The organism is Microlunatus endophyticus, from assembly GCF_014646195.1.
In the GTDB taxonomy this organism is placed as follows: Bacteria; Actinomycetota; Actinomycetes; order Propionibacteriales; family Propionibacteriaceae; genus Microlunatus; species Microlunatus endophyticus.
In genome coordinates, this window is the sequence record NZ_BMMZ01000003.1 from 120,901 (window position 1) to 141,651 (window position 20,751).

The following is a 20,751-nucleotide window of genomic DNA, read 5'->3' on the forward strand; positions in this document are numbered from 1 at the left end:
GTTGACGACGCTAATGGCCGATCCGGCCCGCAAGAATGCACGTCCACCTGCTGAGCACGCAGGAAGAGGCGGCCCCGGCGAACCGGGACCGCCCCTTCCGGCGATCTTGTTTGCCCTTCGACGGGCTCAGGTGGTCGGACTCAGAAGTCCATGCCGCCCATGCCACCGTCGCCACCGGCCGGAACGGCCGGAGCCTTCTCCGGCTTGTCGGCGATGACGGCCTCGGTGGTCAGGAACAGACCGGCGATCGAGGCGGCGTTCTGCAGCGCGGAACGGGTCACCTTGACCGGGTCGTTGATGCCGGCGGCGAGCATGTCGACGTACTCACCGGTGGCAGCGTTCAGACCCTGACCGGCCGGCAGCGAGGCCACCTTCTCGGCGACCACACCGCCCTCGAGACCGGCGTTGTGGGCGATCTGCTTCAGCGGTGCGGCGGCGGCGGAGAGCACGATCTGCGCGCCGACGGCCTCCTCACCCTCGAGCTTGATGTCGGCTAGCTTGGCGGCCTGGATCAGCGCCACGCCACCGCCGGGGACGATGCCCTCCTCGACCGCAGCCTTGGCGTTGCGGACGGCATCCTCGATCCGGTGCTTGCGCTCCTTCAGCTCGACCTCGGTGGCCGCGCCGACCTTGATCACCGCAACACCGCCGGCCAGCTTGGCCAGGCGCTCCTGCAGCTTCTCGCGGTCGTAGTCGGAGTCGCTGTTGTCGATCTCGCCACGGATCTGGGCGACCCGGCCGGCGATCGCGTCGGAGTCGCCGGCGCCCTCGATGATGGTGGTCTCGTCCTTGGTGACGACGACCTGGCGGGCCTGGCCCAGCAGATCGACATCCACCTGATCGAGCTTCAGCCCGACCTCTTCGGAGATGACCTGGCCACCGGTCAGGATGGCGATGTCACCGAGCATGGCCTTGCGGCGGTCGCCGAAGCCCGGGGCCTTGACGGCGACGGACTTGAAGACGCCACGCACCTTGTTGACGATCAGGCCGGCCAGCGCCTCGCCCTCGACGTCCTCGGCGATCACGACCAGCGGCTTGCCCGACTGGATGACCTTCTCCAGCACCGGCAGCAGATCCTTCAGGCTGCTGATCTTGGAGTTGGCGATCAGGATGTAGGGATCGTCGATCACCGTCTCCTGACGCTCGGCGTCAGTGACGAAGTAACCCGAGATGTAGCCCTTGTCGAACCGCATGCCCTCGGTCAGCTCGAGCTCCAGACCGAAGGTGTTGGACTCGTCGACGGTGATGACACCTTCCTTGCCGACCTTGTCCATCGCCTCGGCGATGATCTCGCCGACCTGGGTGTCACCGGCCGAGATCGACGCCGTGGCGGCGATCTGCTCGCGGGTCTCCACCTCGGTGGCCAGTCCGATCAACTGCTCGTTGATCGCGGACACGGCCTTGTCGATGCCCCGCTTGAGGTCCATCGGGTTGGCGCCGGCGGCGACGTTGCGCAGGCCCTCGCGGACCAGCGCCTGGGCCAGCACGGTGGCGGTGGTGGTGCCGTCACCTGCGACATCGTCGGTCTTCTTGGCGACCTCTTTGACGAGCTCGGCGCCGATCTTCTCGTACGGCTCCTCGAGCTCGATCTCCTTGGCGATCGACACACCATCGTTGGTGATGGTGGGCGCGCCCCACTTCTTCTCAAGGACGACGTTGCGGCCCTTCGGGCCAAGGGTCACCTTGACCGCGTCGGCGAGGATGTTCATTCCTCGCTCGAGGCCACGCCGCGCCTCGGTGTCGAATTCAATGAGTTTGGGCATGTTGCTCCGCGAGTCCTCCCGCGTCAGGCGACACCAGCCGCCGTTTGACTGTCATGGATGTCAAGTTGCCCCAGAGCGGTGCCCGCGACGGACGGCCTCCGGTGTTGAGCCGAGGACCTCACCGACCTTGGGTTGGTGGCACTCTCACGGGGAGAGTGCTAGCTCAATGTTTAGCACTCGACCGGTGCGAGTGCAAACGGTCCCCGCCCTTTCAGGAGCTTGGGTTCTGGTCCTCGGGCGGATGCGACTGACCGTACGGTCCCGGCTGCCAGGGTTGGTCGTACGGTGCGGACGGCCCCGGCTGCCCCGGGCTGTTGTCCCTGGTTCCCCGGTCGGCCCGGCGGTTGGCCGTACTGGCCTGGTTGACCGTACGGATCCGGCTGGCCCGGCGGTTGGCCGTACTGGCCCGGCTGACCGTACGGATCCGGCTGGCCGTACCCGCTCGGCTGGCCCGGCTGTGGCCCGTAGTGGCCCGGCTGACCGTACGGCCCGGGCTGTGCCTGCCAACCGAGCTGAGCCTGCTGTCGGGCGGCCAGATCGGCCTTGTTGTTCTTGGACTTGATCCGTGCGCCGATCACGATCAGAACCACCCCGCCGGCGAGCATGGCCAGGTTGAAGAAGACGTAGCCGGCGAGCTCGGCAGGGTCACTCGGCAGCGGAGTCGAGGCGCTCCCGGCCCGGCCGACGAGGACCAACGCGACCAGCACGATGCCGATGACGAGCTGGGGTGTGCCGCTCCGTCTCTTCACCGGAGCCGGCGGTTGCTGCGGGGATTGTCCCCATCCAGACCATGCCATGACGATCAGGCTACGACGTTCGGGGGCTGTCCCGATTCGACGACGGACGAACACTTCCCGACCGCGGTCGAAATCCGTACGCCGGTTCGAACCGGACTCGGTGCGCGTTTCGCACCATCTGGCGCCGGAGAACCGGACTCCGTGGCCGAACTGCGTTCGTTCGGCGCCACGTGGTGCCTTCCTCACGCAACCGACCACCGAACTCGACTTGTCACGACTTACGCAGCCCGAACCGAACGCAGCCAACCACCAAACTCGGCTTGTCACGACTTACGAGCCGACGTACCCAACCGGGCGCACCAGGCGGACTTCCGGAAGCGGGTGCTCGACCGCTATCGCGATCGCGGCGGCGACGTCACCGAACACGTCTGGGACGGCGTCGGACACTCGCCACACCTGGAACGGGTCGAGGAGTTCGCCGCGATCGTCGAATCGCTGCGCTCCCAGCCCTAGCGCCGACCCCGCCGAGGGGTCACTTATTCCTCAATATGGGCGGCGTGTCGTCGTACGCCTCGTCGCTCGCCCCACGACACACCGCACAAATGAAGGATTTTGTGACCCCTCGCGGAAGCGGCGCGGGCTCTGACCGGCGGAAGCGGAGGGTCAGGCTGCAGGGCGGATACCGGCCCGAATGATGTCCAACTGGGCGTCCACGTCGACCGAGCCCACCGGGCTACGGTCGACCAGGAACGCGATCCCGCTGACCATCTGGCAGACGGTGATCGGATTGACGTCCTGGCGTACCAACCCGAAGGTCTTGGCGCGCTCGATGATCCGTGCGCTGATCCCCGTCATCAGGCCCTTGCACTCGGCCAGGGCCGAATTGTCGTTCTCTCCCGGCACCTCGAGCAGGGCCTCGTGCAGGCCGCGGAAGAAGTTCTTGTACTGGGCGTAGCGGCGCAGCCACTGGTCGAGCGACGCCTCGGGATCCTCGATGGCGGCGATCCTGTTCCCCTCGCGCTCGACCTCGGCCATCCAGTCCTGGAGGACGGCGCGGTGCAGATCACCGCGGGTCGGGAAATGCCGGTAGAGCGTGCCGGGTCCGACGCCGGCGCGCTTGGCGATCTCATCGAGCGAGGCGTTGGCACCGGACTCACTGAAGACCTGGCGCGCGGTCGCCACGATGGTGTCGTAGTTCCGCTGCGCATCCGCCCGCATCTTCCGGGGCACCGATGCGACCGATCCCGATGTGGCCTGCATCACACGTCCTAATTGGCTGACTGAAACCCTTGCTATCCGGAGACTGTCTCCGCTACTGTATACGGAGACCGTCTCCGGTTACCCCATCATCCCGATCACCTGATCGGAACGCTCAGCAGCGCTAATCGGAGCCGCTCTCCGAATAACTCTACTCCGAGTTCTCCGCTGACGTCAGTGCCGACGCCTGTTCCGTACGTCACTGCTGACGTCCCAGCCATCCATATCCGGCCTGTGACCCTCCGACCCGTCGTACCCGACGGCGTGGGGTCGCCGACCAACCGTCGTCAGAAGGATTACCTGTGTCTGTTGGTACTTCCACCGACATCACCACACCGGCAGCGAGCAACCGCACCCGCGCCGGTCTCACCCTGGCGGTCATCCTCACCGCCCAACTCATGCTGGTGCTCGACTCCACCATCATCAACGTCGCGCTGCCGGTCATCCACCAGCAGTTCGGCTTCTCCGCCGCCGGCTTGTCCTGGGTGCTGAACGCCTACACCCTCGCCTTCGGCGGCCTGCTGCTGCTCGGCGGCCGGCTCGGCGACGTTCTCGGCTATCGTCGTACGTTCCTGCTCGGCCTGGCCGTCTTCGTGCTCAGTTCCGCACTCGGCGGCGCGGCGCAGGACTCGGCCTGGCTGATCGCAGCGCGGGCCACCCAGGGCATCGGTGCCGCGCTCGCCGCACCGGCCGCCCTGTCGCTGATCACCCGGTCCAACCCGGAGGGCACCGCCCGCAACCGCGCACTCGGTCTGTTCGCGGCCGTCAGCTCCGGCGGCGCCTCGATCGGACTGATCGTCGGCGGCCTGCTGACCACCAGCGTCTCCTGGCGCTGGTCCCTCTACATCAACGTTCCGATCGGCATCGCTGCGATCATCCTCGGCCGACGGCTGCTGCCGGAGACCGATCGTCGCCACGAGCCGTTCGACTTCGGCGGCGCGCTCGCCGCGGTTGTCGGCATGACCTCACTGGTCGCCGGTTTCGTCTGGATCCCCGAGTACGGCTGGTCGACCCGGACCATCGCCGCGATCGGGTTGGGTGTGGTGGCGATGGCCGCCTTCGTGATCATCGAGCGCAGGATGGCCCACCCGCTGTTCGCACTCCGCCTGCTCCGCTCCCCCGGTCGGGTCGGCGCCCTGTTGACCTTCATGCTGGTGGTCGGCGGGCAGATGGGCGGCTTCTTCTTCCTGGTGCAGTACCTGCAGAGCGCCCACGGCTACGACGCCTTCACCTCGGGGCTGGCGTTCCTGCCGCTGTCGCTGGGCATCTTCGTGATGTCACGGATCGTGCCGCGGCTGATCGGGCGGTTCCACCCGTTGCGCGTCGCCCTCGTCGGACTGGCGTTGCTGCTGGCCGCCCATATCTGGCTCAGTCAGGTGACCGCATCCGACAGCTTCCTGGCCGGAGTGTTCTGGCCGATGTTGTTCCTGGGCATCGGCGCAGCGATGGTCTTCCTGCCCATGAACATCCGGATCCTGGCCGGCGTCCGCCCCCAGGACGCAGGTGCGGCATCCGGGATGTTGCAGACCGCACAACAGGCCGGTGGCGCGGCGCTGGGCCTCGCGGTCCTGGTCGCAGCCTCCGGGATCGGCAGCGGGAGCGTCGCATCGGTAGGAGCCTTGATGACCGGCATGCATCACGCCTTCCACACCTCGACCATCTTCATCGGCGTCGCCGTGTTGGTCACGGTGGTCACGTTGGTCGGCGAGCGGATCGCAGCCGTACGATCGGTGCGGGCTGCCGAACTGATCGCGGCACAGCACTCCGGCGAGGTGTTGGAGGAAGCGTGACGTGATCATCGGGTGCGGCCCGTGCCGCACCCGCTCTTCTCCTGCCTGCGATCGCGGACCCGTCCGGTGCGCGATCGCAGGTTCCGCCGTTCTGTGAAGCCGTTTCGTGAAGGGGACCGATGAGCCAGCCGACCGTAGCCACCGGAGTGGGCCTGCGCTCCGAACGTGGGCCGATCCTCGGAGCGGTGATGCTCAGTACGGCGCTGATCGCACTGGACTCGACGATCCTGGCCACGGCAGTGCCGTCGGTCGTCCGCTCGCTCGGCGGCTTCTCGCAGTTCCCCTGGCTGTTCAGCATCTACGTGCTGGCCCAGGCGGTGTCGGTGCCGATCTACGGCAAGCTCTCCGACCAGATCGGGCGCAAGCCGATCATGCTCGTCGGTGTCGGACTCTTCGTCCTCGGATCGATCTTCTGCACCTTCGCCTGGTCGATGAGTTCCTTGATCATCTTCCGGGCCGTCCAGGGTCTCGGCGCCGGCGCGATCGGGCCGATGGGCATGACGATCATCGGTGACATCTACACCGTCGCCGAACGCGCCAAGGTGCAGGGCTACGTGGCCAGCGTCTGGGGTGTGGCCTCGGTCGTCGGGCCGGCTCTGGGTGGCGTCTTCACCGATTTCGTTAACTGGCGGGCGATCTTCGTGATCAACATCCCGCTCGGCATCATCGCGGCGGTGATGTTGGTGCGGCGGTTCAAGGAGGACGTCACGATCACCCGGCACAAGATCGACTTCTCCGGTGCGATCACGCTGACCTTCGGCGCGTCCTTGATCATCCTCGGGCTGCTCGAGGGTGGAGTCCTGTGGCACTGGGTCTCGCTGCCCGGTATCGCGATCTTCGCGATCGGCTTCCTGCTGCTGGCGATCTTCGTCGTGATCGAGCGACACGCGGCGGAACCGGTGCTGCCCGGCTGGGCCTTCACCCGGCGGATCTTCGCCGGTGTCTACATCGCCTCGATGGCGGTCGGCGTACTCACCCTGGGGCTGAGCTCGTACGTGCCGATGTTCGTCCAGGAGGTGCTCGGAACCGGTGCCCTGGTGGCCGGTTTCGCGCTGGCCGCGCTGACCCTCGGCTGGCCGGTCGCCGCCAGCCAGGCCGGCAGGATCTATCTGCGGATCGGTTTCCGCAACACCGGGCTGATCGGCGGCGCTTTCGCCCTCGTCGGCGCTGCGTCACTGCTGTTGCTCGGATCCGGTTCCAGCCCGATCCAGGTCGCGGTCAGCTGCGTCGTCATCGGTCTCGGACTGGGACTGATCGCCAGCCCGACACTGGTCGCCGCGCAGTCGGTGGTGACCTGGCAACAGCGCGGCGTCGTCACCGGAACCAACATGTTCGCCCGCTCAATGGGCAGCGCGGTAGGTACCGCTGTCTTCGGTGCCGTCGCCAACGCCTCGCTCGGTGGCCACGGATCCATCAACGACACCAATGCCGACGGCTCGCTGGCCATCTCGCCGGTACTGCTGTCGCATGCCGTCCATCAGGTCTTCATCGGCGCCCTGGCGGTCGCGGTGATCATGGTGCTGGCGATCCTGGTGATACCGCGGCAGATCCGCACCGCCGACTGAACCGGCGGCCGGTCCCTTGCCGCGATCCAACCGGGCTCATCCAACCCGCTTCATCCAACCCGCTTCATCCAGTCGGCCGCCGACCGGCCGGTCCAGTTGACCAGTCGCTCGGTCGGACTCGCGTCCTGGCGGGCCTCGACGACCGGACCGAAGGGGACAGGTCCACCTCGCGGCTGGGCCGGCAGCGCTCGGTGCGCGACGGCCAGGGCGGCAGCGGCCAGGTCGGCGTCCGCCTCGGCCGGCTGACCGGTCGCCACGGCCAGGTCCCAGCCGTGGGTCAGTGCTTCCTGGAGGTAGCCGCCGACGGCGAGGGCGCCGGGGACGGTGCCCCACGGCGCGGTGACCGGCTCGCCCAGATCCTTGCCGGCCCAGGCCAGCCGACTGGCCGCGGTATGGCTCCGGTAGCCGGCCGCGAGGTCGCCGTCGGGCAGGTCGGTGATGAATTCGACCGTGCGCGCATCACGGCCCTTGCCCATCGCCTCGACCCGTCGGGCACCGGTGTAGAGGTGGCCGATCAGGGTCCGTACGTCGAATTCCTCGCACGGCGTCGGATCGTCGAACTGGTCCGGTGTGACACCGGCGATCAGGGTCTCCACCCACTGCTGGGCGCGCGCCAGCTGCGGGCGCAGATCGGGCAGGGCGCTTACGGGCCTTTCGGTGGCGGGTGTCGCGTTCATCGTCTGCTCCTCGAGAGTCCGGGCCGCTCGCTGCGGCCGACAGATCGATGGTGAAGCCCGAAGAGTGACATCCGGTGTCGTGTATTTGTGAGAAATTGGATCCCATGCGTGCGGACCGGCTGCTGACCCTGGTGGCGCTGCTGCGCCGGCACGGCAAGCTGTCGGCGACCGAGCTGGCGCGGCGCCTGGAGGTCGACCGGCGGACGGTGCTGCGGGACGTCGAGGCGCTGTCGACGGCCGGCTTCGGTATCTACGCCGAGCGTGGGCGCAACGGCGGCTTCGCTCTGCTGCCCGAGTACCGGCCCGATGTCGGCGGTCTCAGCGCCGACGAGGCCCGGGCCTTGTTCCTGGCCGGCGGACAGCCCGTACTCGACCGGCTCGGACTGGCTGCGCCGCTGGCATCGGCGTTGACCAAGCTCGGCATGGAGTTGCCACCCGAGCACCAGCAGCGGGTCGACCGGACCAGCAGCAGGATCGTGATCGCCGCAGCAGGCTGGACGACGGGTCCGGAATCGCTGCCCTGCTGGGAAACGGTGCAGCAGGCGGTGTTCGACGACCGTCGACTCCGATTCGACTACCTGCCGCGGCCGGGACGGCGACCGGGCGTCCGTACGGTCGATCCGTACGGCCTGCTGCAGGCCGCCGGAGCCTGGTACCTGATCGCCGCCCATCGCGGTCGGCCGAGGACCTACCGGGTCTCGCGGATGATCTCCGCCCGGATCCTCGCCCAGCCTGCCGTACGGCCCGATGATCTTGATCTGGCTGCGCTGTGGGAACAGCTGCGCACGGAGTACGCCCACGCTGCGGCCGCGATCATGATCAAGATCCGGGTGCCGCGGCAGTGGTTGGACCTGGTCAGGCGCAACCTCGCCGTGCAGCTGGCCGGTCCGCCAGTGATCACCACAGAAGGCGACGCCATGATCATCGAGGCACCGGTCACCGGCATCCGCGGAACGACAGGCATGTTGGCCGGGTTCGGCGACATGATCGAGGTCCTCGAGCCGCCGGAGCTGATCGACTCATTGATCATGGTCGCCGACCAGCTCAGGGCCCGCTACCCTGCTCAGACCGCGACCAGGTCGAATTCGTTGCCCTCCGGATCGGCCAGCGTCGCGTAACGCAGGCCGCCGTTGCTCTCCCGCAGCTTGGTGGCGCCCAGACCGACGAGGCGCTGCACCTCGGGGTCGAACTCCTGGGTCACCAGATCGAAGTGCAGGCGGTTCTTCACCGCCTTGGGCTCAGGGACCTTGCGGAATCCCAGTCGCGGGCCGGGAAGCTGCGGATCCTCCTCGACCGAGGCGCTGTCCTCGTCGGCGCCGGCAGCAACCGGGCGGCCGAGGGCGGCGCCCCAGAATGTCGCGACTCGACGAGCGTCGGCTGCGTCGACGGTGACGGCGAAGGCTGTGATGGAGGACGAGTTGGACAACGGGTGGGACACGATTACCTGCTTTCGGGTTGGTAGGAGCTGATCGTCAGACCTCGTCGGGTCGTGAAACCCATGGACCGGTAGAGCCGGATCGCGGTGTCGTTGCCCTCGACGACGTGCAGGAACGGCCTGGCCCCGCGAGCCCGGATCTCGTCGGCGACCGTTTCGACCAGCAGCCGGGCCAGCCCGCGGCCGCGATAGTCCGGATCGCTGCAGACACCGCTGATCTCGCTCCAACCCGGCGGCTGCAGCCGCTCGCCCGCCATCGCGACCAAGCGGTCGCCGTCGCGGACGCCGAAGTAGACGCCGAGTTCGACCGTGCGGGGCAAAAACGGGCCAGGTTTGGTGCGACCGGCCAGGTCGAGCATTGCGGGCACGTCGCCCGATCCGAGTCGTACGAGCTGGAGGTCGCCCGCCGTCCGGGCCAGGATCGATGCATCGTGCAGGGCATCGCCGACTGGGCCGACCATCTGCAACCCGTCGAAGCGGTGCACCAGCCGCCACGACGGCGGTACCGCTGTCGTCGTGTCCAGGATCATCACCGGCCCGGGCGCCGCCAACCGGGCCAACGCCACCCAGTCCTCAGCATCGGCATCGTCGGCGATCGCCATGAACGGGGAGACCTCGCCGGGATAGCGGACGGCCCGTGCATCGCCGATCGCCAGTCCACGATGCCGACCGGCCAGGGATCCTAACACCGGGTTGTCCAGTCCGGGATCGTCCAGGACAGTCGATGACTCGGCGTTCGACAATTGCATAGTTGCGAGCGTATTAGTTTCGACCATAACTATCAAGCCCTCAGATCCAAAAACGTTGGAGTCGTGCTGATTTCTCGACCAACTGATCGGATTGGGTATCCTGAGCCGAAAAGGACCATCAGGGATCGAGGATCGGATGCCAGCAGGAGCTTCAGTCAGCCCGTTGACGCAGCCGGAGCAGGCAGGCCTGGTGCTGAGCTTGGTCAACACGGCTGCCGGTGACCGCGACGACGAGCTGGCAGACGCCGGCGGCCTGCGCGGCTGGCTCGACGGCGCCGGATACCCGGATGCCGACGTGACAGACGCGGACGCGGCCGTGGTCCGCGAGGTCCGGGACTGTCTGCAGCTGCTGATGCTGGCGCATTCGGGTGACGATGCGGCTACTCGGGACCGGGTGCAGGCCGCCGAGACCCGACTGGCCCGTACGGCTGACCAGGTCCCGGTGACCTTGCTGATCACTGCGACCGGTGTGTCGCTGCGAGCGCCGGGCACGGGCATGTGGGCTGCACTGGGTGCTGTCCTGGCCGGCGTTGCGGATCTGGATCGGGCAGGCGTCTGGGAGCGGGTCAAGGCGTGCCGCAACGACATCTGTCACGCCGGGTTCTTCGACCGGTCCCGGAACGGGTCGGCGGTCTACCACGGCCCCAACTGCGCGTCGATGGTGTCGATGCGGGCCTATCGCCGGCGCAGGAAGAGCGACGACGGCTGAGCGTTCGTCAGCTCTCGGCTCCCCCGTCGCCCGCGGCGAACTCCTGCACCAGCCCGACGACGTCGGCGATCGAGTCCTTGATCATGGTCGGCCGATACGGGAAGGAACCGACCCGGTCGCGGGTGGTGGAACCGGTGAGCACCAGGATGGTCCGCATCCCGGCCTCGATCCCGGCGATCACGTCGGTGTCCATCCGGTCGCCGACCATGATCGTGGTCTCCGAGTGCGCCTCCAGGCGATTGAGCGCCGAACGCATCATCAACGGATTGGGCTTGCCGACGTAGTAGGGCTCCCGCCCGGTAGCACGGGTGATCAACGCCGCCACCGAACCGGTGGCCGGCAGCGATCCCTCGGCCGACGGGCCGGTGGCATCGGGATTGGTGGCGATGAACTTGGCGCCGCGCTCCAAAAGCCGGATCGCCCGGGTGATCGCCTCGAAGGAATAGGTCCGTGTCTCGCCCAACACGACGTAGTCCGGATCGGACTCGGTGAGCACGAAGCCGGCATCGTGCAGGGCCGAGGTCAGGCCGGCCTCACCGATCACGTACGCCGAACCGTGCGGACTCTGCTCCGACAGGAACTGGGCAGTCGCCAGCGCCGAGGTCCAGATCGACTCCTCCGGCAAGTCGATGCCACTGAACAGCAGCCGGGCCCGGAGATCGCGCGGGGTGTAGATCGAGTTGTTCGTGAGCACCAGGAACCGTCGCCCGGCGCGTTGCAGCGCGGCGATGAAGTCGGCCGCCCCAGGCAGCGCGCTCTGCTCGTGGACCATGACGCCGTCCATGTCGGTCAACCAGCTGTCCACCGGCCTGTTCTCGGTCATGGCCGCGTTCATACCCAAAGTCTTGCAGCCCGGTCGCCGGCTCCGGTTAGGTTGGGCGGGTGAGTTCTGCCGCCCTGCCGTCACTGCTGGATGATCTTGCTTCGCTGTTCCGCCCGGATCAGCTCGTCACCGATCCTGACGTGATGGAGTCGCTGGCCCACGACGACGCCGAGTGGGCGCCATGGGTGCTGCCGGCCGTCGTCGTCCGGGCCGGCTCGGCCGCGGATGTGCAGGCGGTGGTCCGGGCAGCGATCAGGCACGGCGTACCGGTGGTGCCCCGCGGATCCGGCACCGGGCTGTCGGGCGGTGCGAACGCGGTCGCCGGCTCGATCGTCATCGACCTGTCCCGGATGAACGAGATCAAGATCATCGATCCGACCGAGCGGCTGGCGGTCGTCGGCCCCGGTGTGATCAACGACGACCTGCGGGCCGCGGTGGCCGAACAGGGGCTCTGGTATCCGCCGGATCCGGCAAGCTCCCCCTGGTCGTCGATCGGCGGCAACGTCGCCACCAACGCCGGCGGCGTGTGTTGTGTGAAGTACGGCGTCACCCGGGACTACGTGCTGGCCCTGGAAGTGGTGACCGGTCGGGGCGAGATCGTCCGGATCGGCACGCAGACGGCCAAGGGAGTCGCCGGTTACGACCTGACCTCGCTGCTGGTCGGCTCCGAGGGCACATTGGGCATCGTGACCGAGATCACCGTACGACTCCGGCGGGCCCGGCCGGTCGAGCACACGGTGGTCGGCTACTTCGATTCGATCACCGACGCCGGGTTGGCCGTGACCCGACTGGCCGAGTCCGGTGTGGTGCCGTCGGCGCTGGAACTGGTCGACCGGAAGTGTCTGGAAGCCGTCGACGCCTGGAAGAACATGGGTCTGTCGGCCGATGCCAACGTGATCCTGCTCGGGCGTACCGATGCTCCCGGGCAGGCGGGCGCCCAGGAGGCGAGTGCGATGGTTGCCGCATTCGAGGCCGGTGGCGCGACCTGGAGCGCGCAGACCGACGATCCGGCCGAGGGTGATGCCCTGTTCGCCGCCCGCCGGTTGTCCTATCCGGCGCTGGAACGCCTCGGGCCGGTGCTGACCGAGGACATCTGCCTGCCGCTTCGTCAAGTTCCTGCGATGCTGGCCCGGATCGAGGCGATCGCCGCCGAACACGAGACGACCATCGCCAACATCGCCCACGTCGGCGACGGGAATCTGCATCCGTTGCTGATCACGCCGATCGGCGACGAGGCGGCCCGGCAGCGGGCCCAGGCAGCCTTTGCCGACATCATCGCCGGCTGCCTGGAGCTGGGCGGGACGGTGACCGGCGAGCACGGTGTCGGACTGTTGAAGCTGGACGGCCTGGCGGCCGAGCTGGATCCCGTGGTGCAACGAATGCAGGCCGATGTCAAGGCCGCACTGGATCCGTACGGGATTCTCAATCCGGGCAAGGCGATCGTCAGCGTGCCGCCCCGGGACTGAACTGCGCGTGATCCCGACAGCTGTGATCAGGGCAGCTGGTGGATGGCGAACGGCAACGCCTCGCTCGCACCGGCGTCGGTGATCAACTTTCCGGCGACGGTCATCGTCCACCGGGTCCGGATGGTGTCGTCGACGAGCAGCACCGGGCCGTCGAAGCGGACCCCGTCCCGGACCGCGAGTCCATCCAGCAGCTCACGCACCCGAACGCCCGAGGCAGCATCGTCGGTCGGCCGCCGTCCGATGATCGTCAACCCGTCGACCACCGGCAGCCGGCCGACCTCGCCGAGATGGGCGGCCACGGAGTTGATCAAGATCGGGAACCGCCGCGACGGCACCGGCACGACGGCCGTCGGGCGCCGCCAGCTGCGGGACCAGCGCTTCAGCACCTCGACGGCGGCGTCGAGAATCTCCTGCGGTGCCGCGGAGTCGGAGCGCCAGAGCGCGGCCAGGGTCTGCTGCCAGGCCGGATCGTCGGCGTACGCGATCGCCCTGCCCTCGGCCAGGAAATTGATCTTGCCCTTGACTCCGTCGATGCGGGAGGGCCAGAGCTTGCGTGGCTCCACCGCGACGTCGAGCCCGCGAAAGAACTGCTGTGCGGCCCGGACGGTGGCAGGATCCGGCCTCGGTCCGGGCGCCGGCAGTCGTCCGGTGCAGACCGAGCAGCGGCCGCACGGGGTGGGATCGGGATCGTCGAGGGCCTGCTGCAGGAACTGCATCAGGCAGCCGTCGCCGTGGGCGTAGTGCCGCATCAGATCGGCCTCGGTCGCCCGGACCCGCCGCAGTTCGGACCACTTGCGGTCGTCGTAGGTCCACCCGTTGCCGCTGGCCAGCCAGCCGCCCGGCGCCCGCTGCACGGCGTCGTCCACGGCCAGGATCTTCAGCAGCGTCGACAGCCGCCCCGGACGGATCCCGGTCGCCGTACTGATCGCGCTCTCCGACTGCGGCTCGTCGGCGAGCACCGCCAGCACCCGCTCGACCTGCTCGGGATCGGGGATGCCCGCAGTGGCGAAGTAGTCCCAGATCCGTTCGTCGGCCACCGACGGCACCAGCACGGCGACCGCATCGTCCAGCGCCCGGCCGGCACGGCCGACCTGCTGGTAGTAGGCGACCGGGGAGGCGGGCGAGCCGAGATGGATGCAGAAGGCAAGATCAGGTTTGTCGTACCCCATCCCGAGCGCCGACGTGGCGACCAGTGCCTTCACCCGGTTGTCCCGGAGCTGATCTTCGAGCTCGGTGCGGTTGTCGGTCTGCCCGGTATAGGCGGCCACAGTGTGGCCCTGCTCGCTGAGGAACCCCGCGACCCGCTCCGCCTCGGCGACCGTGAGCACATAGACGATTCCCGAGCCAGGCAACGAATCGAGCGCCTCCGAGACCCAGGCGTAGCGCTCCAACGGCGCCAGCTCGGGAACCACCGCCAGCCGCAGCGAGGATCTGGCCAGCGAACCGCGGAAGGTGACGGTGTCCTCGCCAAGCTGGGCCGCGACGTCGGCGGTCACCCGCCGGTTGGCGGTTGCGGTGGTTGCCAGCACCGGTGTCCCCGGCGCGAGCGACAGCAGCGTCCGGGTCAGACGCTGGTAGTCAGGACGGAAGTCGAAACCCCAGTCGGAGACACAGTGCGCCTCGTCGATCACCAGCAGTCCGCAGCGGGACAGCAGTTGCGGCAGCCGGCCGGCGAAGCGCGGATTCGACAGCCGCTCGGGCGAGACCAGCAACACGTCCAGCCGGTCGATGTCCAGATCGGCGAAGATCGCATCCCAGTCGTCGACGTTGGTCGAGTTGATGGTGGCCGCCTGCAACCCGGCCCGGCCGGCGGCCGCGATCTGGTCGCGCATCAGCGCCAGCAGCGGCGAGACCACGAGCGTCGGGCCCGCCCCAGCTGCGCGCAGGGCAGCGGTCGCACCCCAGTAGACCGCGGACTTACCCCAGCCGGTCGCTTGCACCACCAGCACCCGGCGGCGCTCGTCAACCAGCGCACTGACGGCGCTCAGCTGGTCCTCCCGCGGTGCCGCTTCAGGACCGGCGACCGACTTGATCGTGCGGTCCAGGATCTCGGCGGTCTCGGTGCTCTGTCGGCTGGTCGTGGTGGCCATGCGGCCATCATGCCTGTCCGCACCGACGCCGTCCGCAAACTGTCCACAGGCCCCGCGTTGCTCGGGCTCCACCGGTCTACGGCACGATGTGCGCAGACCCGTCACCGTGCGGGCTCGGTGAGGCGCAGCCCGGCAGGGCCCAGCCCGACGATATTCGGCCAGATGATGTTCAGGGGGATGCGATGGCACGTTCGGTGCAGCCGGTGATCGGCATTGTCGGTGGCGGAATCCGGGGATCGATGTTCGCCGCAGCGGTGCGCCAGCATCCGGACGCCCGGCTGGCAGGGATCTGCGAATCCGACGATGGCCGCCGGACGCGGCTGGCAGCCGAGTTGTCGGTCGACACCTTCGCCGACCTGGGCTCCATGATCACGAGCGTGCCCGAGCTCACCGCACTGGTGATCGCGACTCCCGACTTCGCCCACCGCGACGTGGCACTGCTGGGCATCGAGCACGGCCTGGATCTGATGATCGAGAAGCCGTTGGCGACCGCGGTCGACGAGGCCAGGGCGATCGTCGCCGCTGCCGAGGCAGCCGGCACGATGATCATGATCGGCTTCGAGAATCGCTGGAACCCGCGGTTCAGCGCGGTACGCGACCAGCTCGCCGCTGCCGGTTCGCCCGTGGTGAACCAGGTGATCAACCTCAACGACACCCGGTTCGTACCGACCTCGATGCTGGGCTGGGCGGGCCGCTCCACCCCCGGTTGGTTCCTGATGCCGCACACCCTCGATCTTGCCTGTTGGTTGTCCGGTGCGTCCCCGACCGAGGTGTACGCCCGCGGCCGTCGCGGCTACCTCGATGCCCGCGGCGTACAGACCTGGGACGCGATCACGGCATCGTTCGCGATGTCGGACGGATCGCTGCTGGTGCTCAACTCCCAGTGGATCCTCACCGAGAGCCACCCGTCGGTCTTCGACTTCCGTTACGAACTGCACACCGAAGCGTCCAGCTACTACTTCGACATCGCCGACTCCGGTGTGACCAGATACGACAGCACCGGCATCAGCCGTCCGCAGTTCGGAGTCGTCGATGGGCCGCCGCTGACCGGTGTCCCGATCGACATGATCAACTCCTTCATCGACCGGTTGAACGGTGTCGATCTCGAGCTGCCCGACGGCCGGCACGGCGAGTTGATCACCCGCGCGATCGAGGCGGTGCACACCAGCGTCGACCAGGGCACGCCGATCACGATCTGATCCTGGCCGCTAGCCGAGGATGTCGGCGATCTCCTCGACCGCGAGCGCCACCTCGGCGAACCGGGTCGACAGCGGCGACAGGCCGAGCCGGATGCCGTCCGGCCGGCGGAAGTCGGGCAGCACGCCGCGCTTCCACAGCTCGTCCTTGACCTCGGCGAAACCGTCCCCGACGATCGTCACGTGGCCGCCGCGGTGCTCATGATCACGAGGCGAGGCCAGCCGTACGCCGAGCGGCACCAGCCGCTCGTCGATCAACTCGATCGCGAAATCTGTCAGCGCCAGCGATTTCGCCCGGATGGCATCCAGCCCGACCTCGGTGATCATACCGATGGCGTGCCGCAGCGGCACCATGGCCAGGATCGGCGGCGTACCGGTGAGAAAGCTGCGGATGCCTGGGTGCGGTTGGTAGCCCGGCCCCATCTCGAACGGCCGGGCGTGCCCCATCCAACCCTGTAGCGGTTGCCGGGCCTGGTCCTGGTGCCGGGCCCCGACGTAGCCGAAGGCCGGCGCGCCCGGCCCGCCATTGAGAAACTTGTAGCCGCAGCCGACGGCGAAGTCGACCTGCCAGTTGTCCAGTGCGATCGGGATCGCGCCGACGGAATGGCACAGATCCCACAGCACCGGCGCCCCCGCTGCATGCACGATCCGGGTGATCTCGGCGGCATCGGCGATATAGCCGGACCGGTAGGAGATGTGGCTGGCCAGGAAGAGCGCCGTACGCTCCCCCACCGTCCGGGCCACCAGGTCGGGAGTGATACCCAAATCCGCATCGGTCCGGATCCAGCGCAGCCGCAGGCCGAGCTCGTCGGCGATCCCGGAGATCAGATAGCGGTCGGTCGGGAAATTGTCCACGTCCACGACGATCTCGTCCCGTTCGGGTGACCGCAGGCTCAGTGCCGCCCGAGCGAGTTTGTAGATCAACACCGAGGTCGAGTCGGCGATGATCGTCTGCCCCGCGGCGGCGCCGAGCGCCGCCGCGGCCAGCGCGTCACCGACGGCCAGCGGCCAGTCCATCCACTCCTCGTCCCAACCGCGGATCAGCCGGCTGCCCCAACTGTGGTTGATGAAATCGGCCATCACCTGGGCAAGATCGACTGCCGGCCGGCCGAGCGAGTTGCCATCCAGATATGCCCGCACGGAACCGTCGGTCGGGACGAATCGGTCGGCGTGATCACGGAGTGGATCGGACCGGTCGAGTTCGGCCCCACGCTCGAGAGCAACTGTCATGGCCCTGACCGTACTGGACCGGTAGTCGGCAGACCGGACACCCGCCGGCCGCCGCATTGTTTCGGCACGCGACAATTGGGTTCCGGCCGTGATCATCCGGCTGAAAGAGACCATCCGGCTGACGGATCGACCGGGACGCAACCTCACCGACCAGCAGAGGAGCACGTCGTGAAGATCACCACGATCGAGGTCAGCAGCAGCGCGACACCCAAGAAGCATCCGGTCCGGGACGCCCTGCAGCTGCTGGACTACGACGGACTCACCACCGTGACGATCCACACCGACGAGGGAGTCAGCGGCAGCAGCCGCACCTACTTCGGCCGGATGCCGTCCTCCCCGGCCGTGCTGGCGAAGATCATCGACGAGCAGCTGGCACCCGTGATCATCGGGGAGGACCCGGCCTTCATCCGGCTGATCCGCGAAAAGCTCCGCCGGCTCACCGACTACCAGGGCACCGCCGGACTGTCGTCGTATGGGATCTCCGCGATCGACCAGGCGCTCTGGGACCTGCAGGGTCGAGCGCTGAGTGTCCCGGTCTGGCAACTGCTGGGTGCTCAGCGGACCCACATCGCCACGTACGCGATGGTCGGCTGGCTCGAGCTCGACGTACCCGGCCTGGAACGGGTAGCGGCGGCCGCTATGGAACAGGGCTTCCTGGGCGTCAAGATGAAGGTCGGCGGCGGGCCACTGAGCACCGACCTCGCCCGGATCGCCGCCGTCCGCAACGTCATCGGCCCGGACGCTGCGCTGATGGTCGATGCCAACCAGGCCTTCAGCTATGCCGAGGCCCTGCGGCGCGGGAAGGCGTACCAGGATCTCGGCTGCTACTGGTTCGAGGAGCCGGTCGCCGCCTCGGACACCGATGCGCACGTCAGACTCGCGGAACACCTGGACATCCCGATCGCCGCCGGCGAGAACCGCTACGGACAGCAGGCTTTCCGCGACCTGATCGCCGGAAACGGCGTCGGCGTCGTGCAGCCGGACCTGCGCCGGGCCGGCGGGATCACCGACTGTTACGAGGTCGGCCTGATGGCCGCAGGATTCGGGATCCCGTACGCCTCGCACGGCGGGGGCGCCCATATCCACGTACTGGCGGCACTGCCGAACACGATCTTCATGGAGAGCGGGCTGCTGCCGGCCGACGGCTCGGTGCAACTGGTCGACGGCTGCTACCCGCTGCCGACCGGTCCCGGCCTGTCATCCTGGGGCGGTTAGCCGTGCCGGGTTGAACCTCTGGGTCGCTACATTTCTGCGGTGATCATCTGGAGCCGCTGGGGATTCCTCGTCGTCCTCATCGCCTTGGCCGGTATGGGATTCGGGGGCCTGCTGAGTGCGGTGTTCGCGTCCGTGGGCGGCCTGCAGCCGGTGTTCTTCGGTGTCGGCCTGCTGCTCGCCGGCGCCGGCATCTGGGCCTTCGACCACTACGTCCTGCCCAAGATGGACAAGCCCATCCCGGTGCTCGTGATGGCTCCCCCGACCGTCGACCAGTGGGGCCGACCGGTCCCGGCACGACCCGTCCAGGCAGTCAACCCACAGACCGGCCAGCCGCTCTTCCGCCGGACCCAGTCGACCCTGTTCTTCATCCCGTTCGGCATCTGGACCTGGGTGGTCGGCGGCGTCGGCGCCCTGCTGCTGGTGGCCGGCGCGGTGTCGAGTCTTGTCGCCTGATCAGATCCGCTGGTCCGGATTCGGGCTACTGCCGCCGGCGACAGCCGGGATGATGGAGACCTGGGCGCCGTCGGGGACCTCGGCCTCCAGGCCGCCGATGAAGCGCACGTCATCGTCACCGACATAGACGTTGACGAACCGCCGCAGGGCACCGGTGTCGTCGAGCACCCTGGCCTTCAGCCCCGGATGATCCTGCTCCAGTGAGTCGATCAGCTCGGCGATGGTGCCGCCGTCGGCTTTGACCTCCTTCTCGCCACCGGTGTAGGTGCGCAGGATGGTCGGGATGCGTACGGATGCACTCATGATCAGCTGTTGGCCTTCCAGAATTCCTCGAACGCGTCATAGCGCGGCTTGATCGTCGTCTTCGGTCCCACCTTGCCCGAGACGGCGTCGAGCGTCTTCAAACCGTCGCCAGAGTTGATGATCACGGTCTCGGCCGCAGGGTCGAGATCACCGTCGGCGATCAGCTTGGCGGTGACGCCGACGGTGACACCGCCGGCGGTCTCGCCGAAGATCCCCTCGGTACGCGCCAGCCGCAGGATGTTGGTCACCACGGTCTCGTCGTCGACGTCGGCGATCTTGCCGCCGGTCCGGCGAACCGTGTCCAGGACGTACGGGCCGTCGGCCGGGTTGCCGATCGCCAGCGACTTGGCGATCGTGTCCGGCTTGACCGGCCGCACCACGTCGTAGCCTTCGCGGTAGGCCTGGGCGACCGGCGAGCAACCGGTGGCCTGGGCGCCGAAGATCTTGTACGGCTTGTCGTCGACCAGCCCGAGCTTGATCAACTCCCGGAATCCCTTGTCGATCTTGGTCAACTGGGAGCCGGACGCGACCGGGATCACGACCTGGTCGGGCAGCCGCCAGCCGAGCTGTTCGGCGATCTCGAAGCCGAGGGTCTTGGAGCCTTCGGAGTAGTACGGACGGACATTGACGTTGACGAACGCCCAGCCCTCCTCCTCGCCGGCGATCTCGCTGGCGAGCTTGTTGACGTCGTCGTAGTTGCCCTCGATGGCGATCAGGGTGGTGTCGTAGATCGCCGAGGCGATGATCTTCTGCTGTTCGAGATTGGAGGGCACCAGCACGACCGAGCGGATGCCGGCGCGGGCCGCTGCTGCTGCCACGGCGTTGGCCAGGTTGCCGGTCGACGGGCAGGCCAGCACCTGCAGGCCGAGCTCGCGGGCGGCCGACAGGGCCACGGCGACGACCCGGTCCTTGAAGGAGTGCGTCGGGTTGCCGGAGTCGTCCTTGACCCACAGCTGCCGCAGACCGAGGTCATCGGCGAGGTTGCGCGCGTCGACCAGCCGGGTGAAACCGGGGTCGGTGGACCGGAAGCTCGCGATGTCGGCCGGCACCGGCAGCAGCGGCTGGTAGCGCCAGATGCTCTTCGGTCCGCGCTCGATCTCTTCGCGGGTGATCCGCGGATATTCGTAACCGACCTCGAGCGGGCCGAAGCATTCGACGCACGCGTAGAACGGGCCGAGCGGGCTCGTCGCGCCACATGCGCGGCAGACCAGGTGGGTTGCATTCCCGAACGCACCGGGGCGACACCCTGCGGGAAGTTCGGTTTCAAGCGCCGTCGTCACAGCGGGACCATCC

General features: G+C 68.0%; 20 protein-coding genes. 9 read left to right on the top strand and 11 right to left on the bottom strand.

Features of this window, described 5'->3' with window-relative positions; translation table 11 throughout:
- Positions 1-140: 140 nt before the first annotated feature.
- Together groL and IEY07_RS07440 are read right to left on the bottom strand one after the other, a co-directional pair.
- A complete protein-coding gene (gene groL / locus IEY07_RS07435) occupies positions 141-1,763 on the bottom strand; it encodes a chaperonin GroEL (protein WP_188894567.1) in 1,623 nt (540 codons plus the stop codon).
- Between the two features lie 170 nt (positions 1,764-1,933).
- Positions 1,934-2,560, bottom strand: coding sequence for a chromosomal replication initiator protein DnaA (locus tag IEY07_RS07440; RefSeq protein WP_188894568.1), 627 nt, complete (start codon positions 2,558-2,560; stop codon positions 1,934-1,936).
- 321 nt (positions 2,561-2,881) lie between these two features.
- Here IEY07_RS07440 and IEY07_RS24435 point away from each other — a divergent pair, with 321 nt between their 5' ends.
- Positions 2,882-3,013, top strand: a complete 132-nt coding sequence (locus IEY07_RS24435; RefSeq protein WP_268239191.1) for a hypothetical protein — start codon at positions 2,882-2,884, stop codon at positions 3,011-3,013.
- Positions 3,014-3,163: 150 nt separating this feature from the next.
- Here the strand turns inward: IEY07_RS24435 and IEY07_RS07445 are convergent, their stop codons facing one another.
- Entirely contained in the window at positions 3,164-3,760 is a 597-nt protein-coding gene (locus tag IEY07_RS07445; RefSeq protein ID WP_188894569.1) for a TetR/AcrR family transcriptional regulator, read from the bottom strand.
- Positions 3,761-4,059: 299 nt separating this feature from the next.
- Here IEY07_RS07445 and IEY07_RS07450 point away from each other — a divergent pair, with 299 nt between their 5' ends.
- Together IEY07_RS07450 and IEY07_RS07455 are read left to right on the top strand one after the other, a co-directional pair.
- Positions 4,060-5,547: an MFS transporter gene (locus tag IEY07_RS07450; protein WP_188894570.1), complete on the top strand. Its 1,488-nt coding sequence runs from the start codon at positions 4,060-4,062 to the stop codon at positions 5,545-5,547.
- A 119-nt stretch (positions 5,548-5,666) separates the two neighbouring features.
- Positions 5,667-7,112 (top strand): MFS transporter, encoded by a 1,446-nt coding sequence (locus tag IEY07_RS07455; RefSeq protein WP_188894571.1) that lies wholly within the window; start codon positions 5,667-5,669, stop codon positions 7,110-7,112.
- A 50-nt stretch (positions 7,113-7,162) separates the two neighbouring features.
- Here IEY07_RS07455 and IEY07_RS07460 read toward each other — a convergent pair whose 3' ends face one another.
- A complete protein-coding gene (locus IEY07_RS07460; protein WP_188894572.1) occupies positions 7,163-7,789 on the bottom strand; it encodes a TIGR03086 family metal-binding protein in 627 nt (208 codons plus the stop codon).
- A gap of 104 nt (positions 7,790-7,893) precedes the next feature.
- Between IEY07_RS07460 and IEY07_RS07465 the strand changes: the two genes are divergently transcribed.
- Complete coding sequence (locus tag IEY07_RS07465) at positions 7,894-8,907, top strand: helix-turn-helix transcriptional regulator (RefSeq protein ID WP_188894573.1); 1,014 nt, start codon at positions 7,894-7,896, stop codon at positions 8,905-8,907.
- On the opposite strand, the gene IEY07_RS07470 is transcribed toward IEY07_RS07465, so the two are convergent.
- Together IEY07_RS07470 and IEY07_RS07475 are read right to left on the bottom strand one after the other, a co-directional pair.
- Positions 8,853-9,227, bottom strand: coding sequence for a VOC family protein (locus IEY07_RS07470; protein ID WP_229669822.1), 375 nt, complete (start codon positions 9,225-9,227; stop codon positions 8,853-8,855). The two genes, IEY07_RS07465 and IEY07_RS07470, sit on opposite strands and share 55 nt — an antisense overlap.
- Positions 9,228-9,229: 2 nt before the next feature.
- Positions 9,230-9,973: a GNAT family N-acetyltransferase gene (locus IEY07_RS07475; protein ID WP_188894574.1), complete on the bottom strand. Its 744-nt coding sequence runs from the start codon at positions 9,971-9,973 to the stop codon at positions 9,230-9,232.
- A gap of 163 nt (positions 9,974-10,136) precedes the next feature.
- Between IEY07_RS07475 and IEY07_RS07480 the strand changes: the two genes are divergently transcribed.
- Complete coding sequence (locus IEY07_RS07480; protein WP_188894575.1) at positions 10,137-10,682, top strand: CGNR zinc finger domain-containing protein; 546 nt, start codon at positions 10,137-10,139, stop codon at positions 10,680-10,682.
- A gap of 7 nt (positions 10,683-10,689) precedes the next feature.
- Here the strand turns inward: IEY07_RS07480 and IEY07_RS07485 are convergent, their stop codons facing one another.
- Complete coding sequence (locus tag IEY07_RS07485; protein ID WP_188894576.1) at positions 10,690-11,505, bottom strand: HAD-IIA family hydrolase; 816 nt, start codon at positions 11,503-11,505, stop codon at positions 10,690-10,692.
- A gap of 59 nt (positions 11,506-11,564) precedes the next feature.
- Here IEY07_RS07485 and IEY07_RS07490 point away from each other — a divergent pair, with 59 nt between their 5' ends.
- Positions 11,565-12,971, top strand: a complete 1,407-nt coding sequence (locus IEY07_RS07490) for an FAD-binding oxidoreductase (RefSeq protein WP_229669823.1) — start codon at positions 11,565-11,567, stop codon at positions 12,969-12,971.
- Positions 12,972-12,997: 26 nt separating this feature from the next.
- Here the strand turns inward: IEY07_RS07490 and IEY07_RS07495 are convergent, their stop codons facing one another.
- Positions 12,998-15,061, bottom strand: coding sequence for a RecQ family ATP-dependent DNA helicase (locus tag IEY07_RS07495; RefSeq protein WP_188894577.1), 2,064 nt, complete (start codon positions 15,059-15,061; stop codon positions 12,998-13,000).
- A 182-nt stretch (positions 15,062-15,243) separates the two neighbouring features.
- Here IEY07_RS07495 and IEY07_RS07500 point away from each other — a divergent pair, with 182 nt between their 5' ends.
- Positions 15,244-16,260: a Gfo/Idh/MocA family protein gene (locus IEY07_RS07500; RefSeq protein ID WP_188894578.1), complete on the top strand. Its 1,017-nt coding sequence runs from the start codon at positions 15,244-15,246 to the stop codon at positions 16,258-16,260.
- A 9-nt stretch (positions 16,261-16,269) separates the two neighbouring features.
- Here IEY07_RS07500 and IEY07_RS07505 read toward each other — a convergent pair whose 3' ends face one another.
- Positions 16,270-17,487, bottom strand: a complete 1,218-nt coding sequence (locus tag IEY07_RS07505) for a kynureninase (RefSeq protein WP_188894579.1) — start codon at positions 17,485-17,487, stop codon at positions 16,270-16,272.
- Positions 17,488-17,655: 168 nt separating this feature from the next.
- On the opposite strand from IEY07_RS07505, the gene IEY07_RS07510 reads away from it, so the two are divergent.
- Positions 17,656-18,702: a mandelate racemase/muconate lactonizing enzyme family protein gene (locus tag IEY07_RS07510; RefSeq protein WP_188894580.1), complete on the top strand. Its 1,047-nt coding sequence runs from the start codon at positions 17,656-17,658 to the stop codon at positions 18,700-18,702.
- A gap of 39 nt (positions 18,703-18,741) precedes the next feature.
- Positions 18,742-19,155, top strand: coding sequence for a hypothetical protein (locus IEY07_RS07515; RefSeq protein ID WP_188894581.1), 414 nt, complete (start codon positions 18,742-18,744; stop codon positions 19,153-19,155).
- On the opposite strand, the gene IEY07_RS07520 is transcribed toward IEY07_RS07515, so the two are convergent.
- On the bottom strand, positions 19,156-19,458 hold the full coding sequence (locus IEY07_RS07520) for a MoaD/ThiS family protein (protein WP_188894582.1): 303 nt from the start codon (positions 19,456-19,458) through the stop codon (positions 19,156-19,158). It abuts the gene before it with no gap.
- A 2-nt stretch (positions 19,459-19,460) separates the two neighbouring features.
- Positions 19,461-20,738: a threonine synthase gene (thrC, locus tag IEY07_RS07525; protein WP_229669824.1), complete on the bottom strand. Its 1,278-nt coding sequence runs from the start codon at positions 20,736-20,738 to the stop codon at positions 19,461-19,463.
- Between the last annotated feature and the right edge of the window lie 13 nt (positions 20,739-20,751).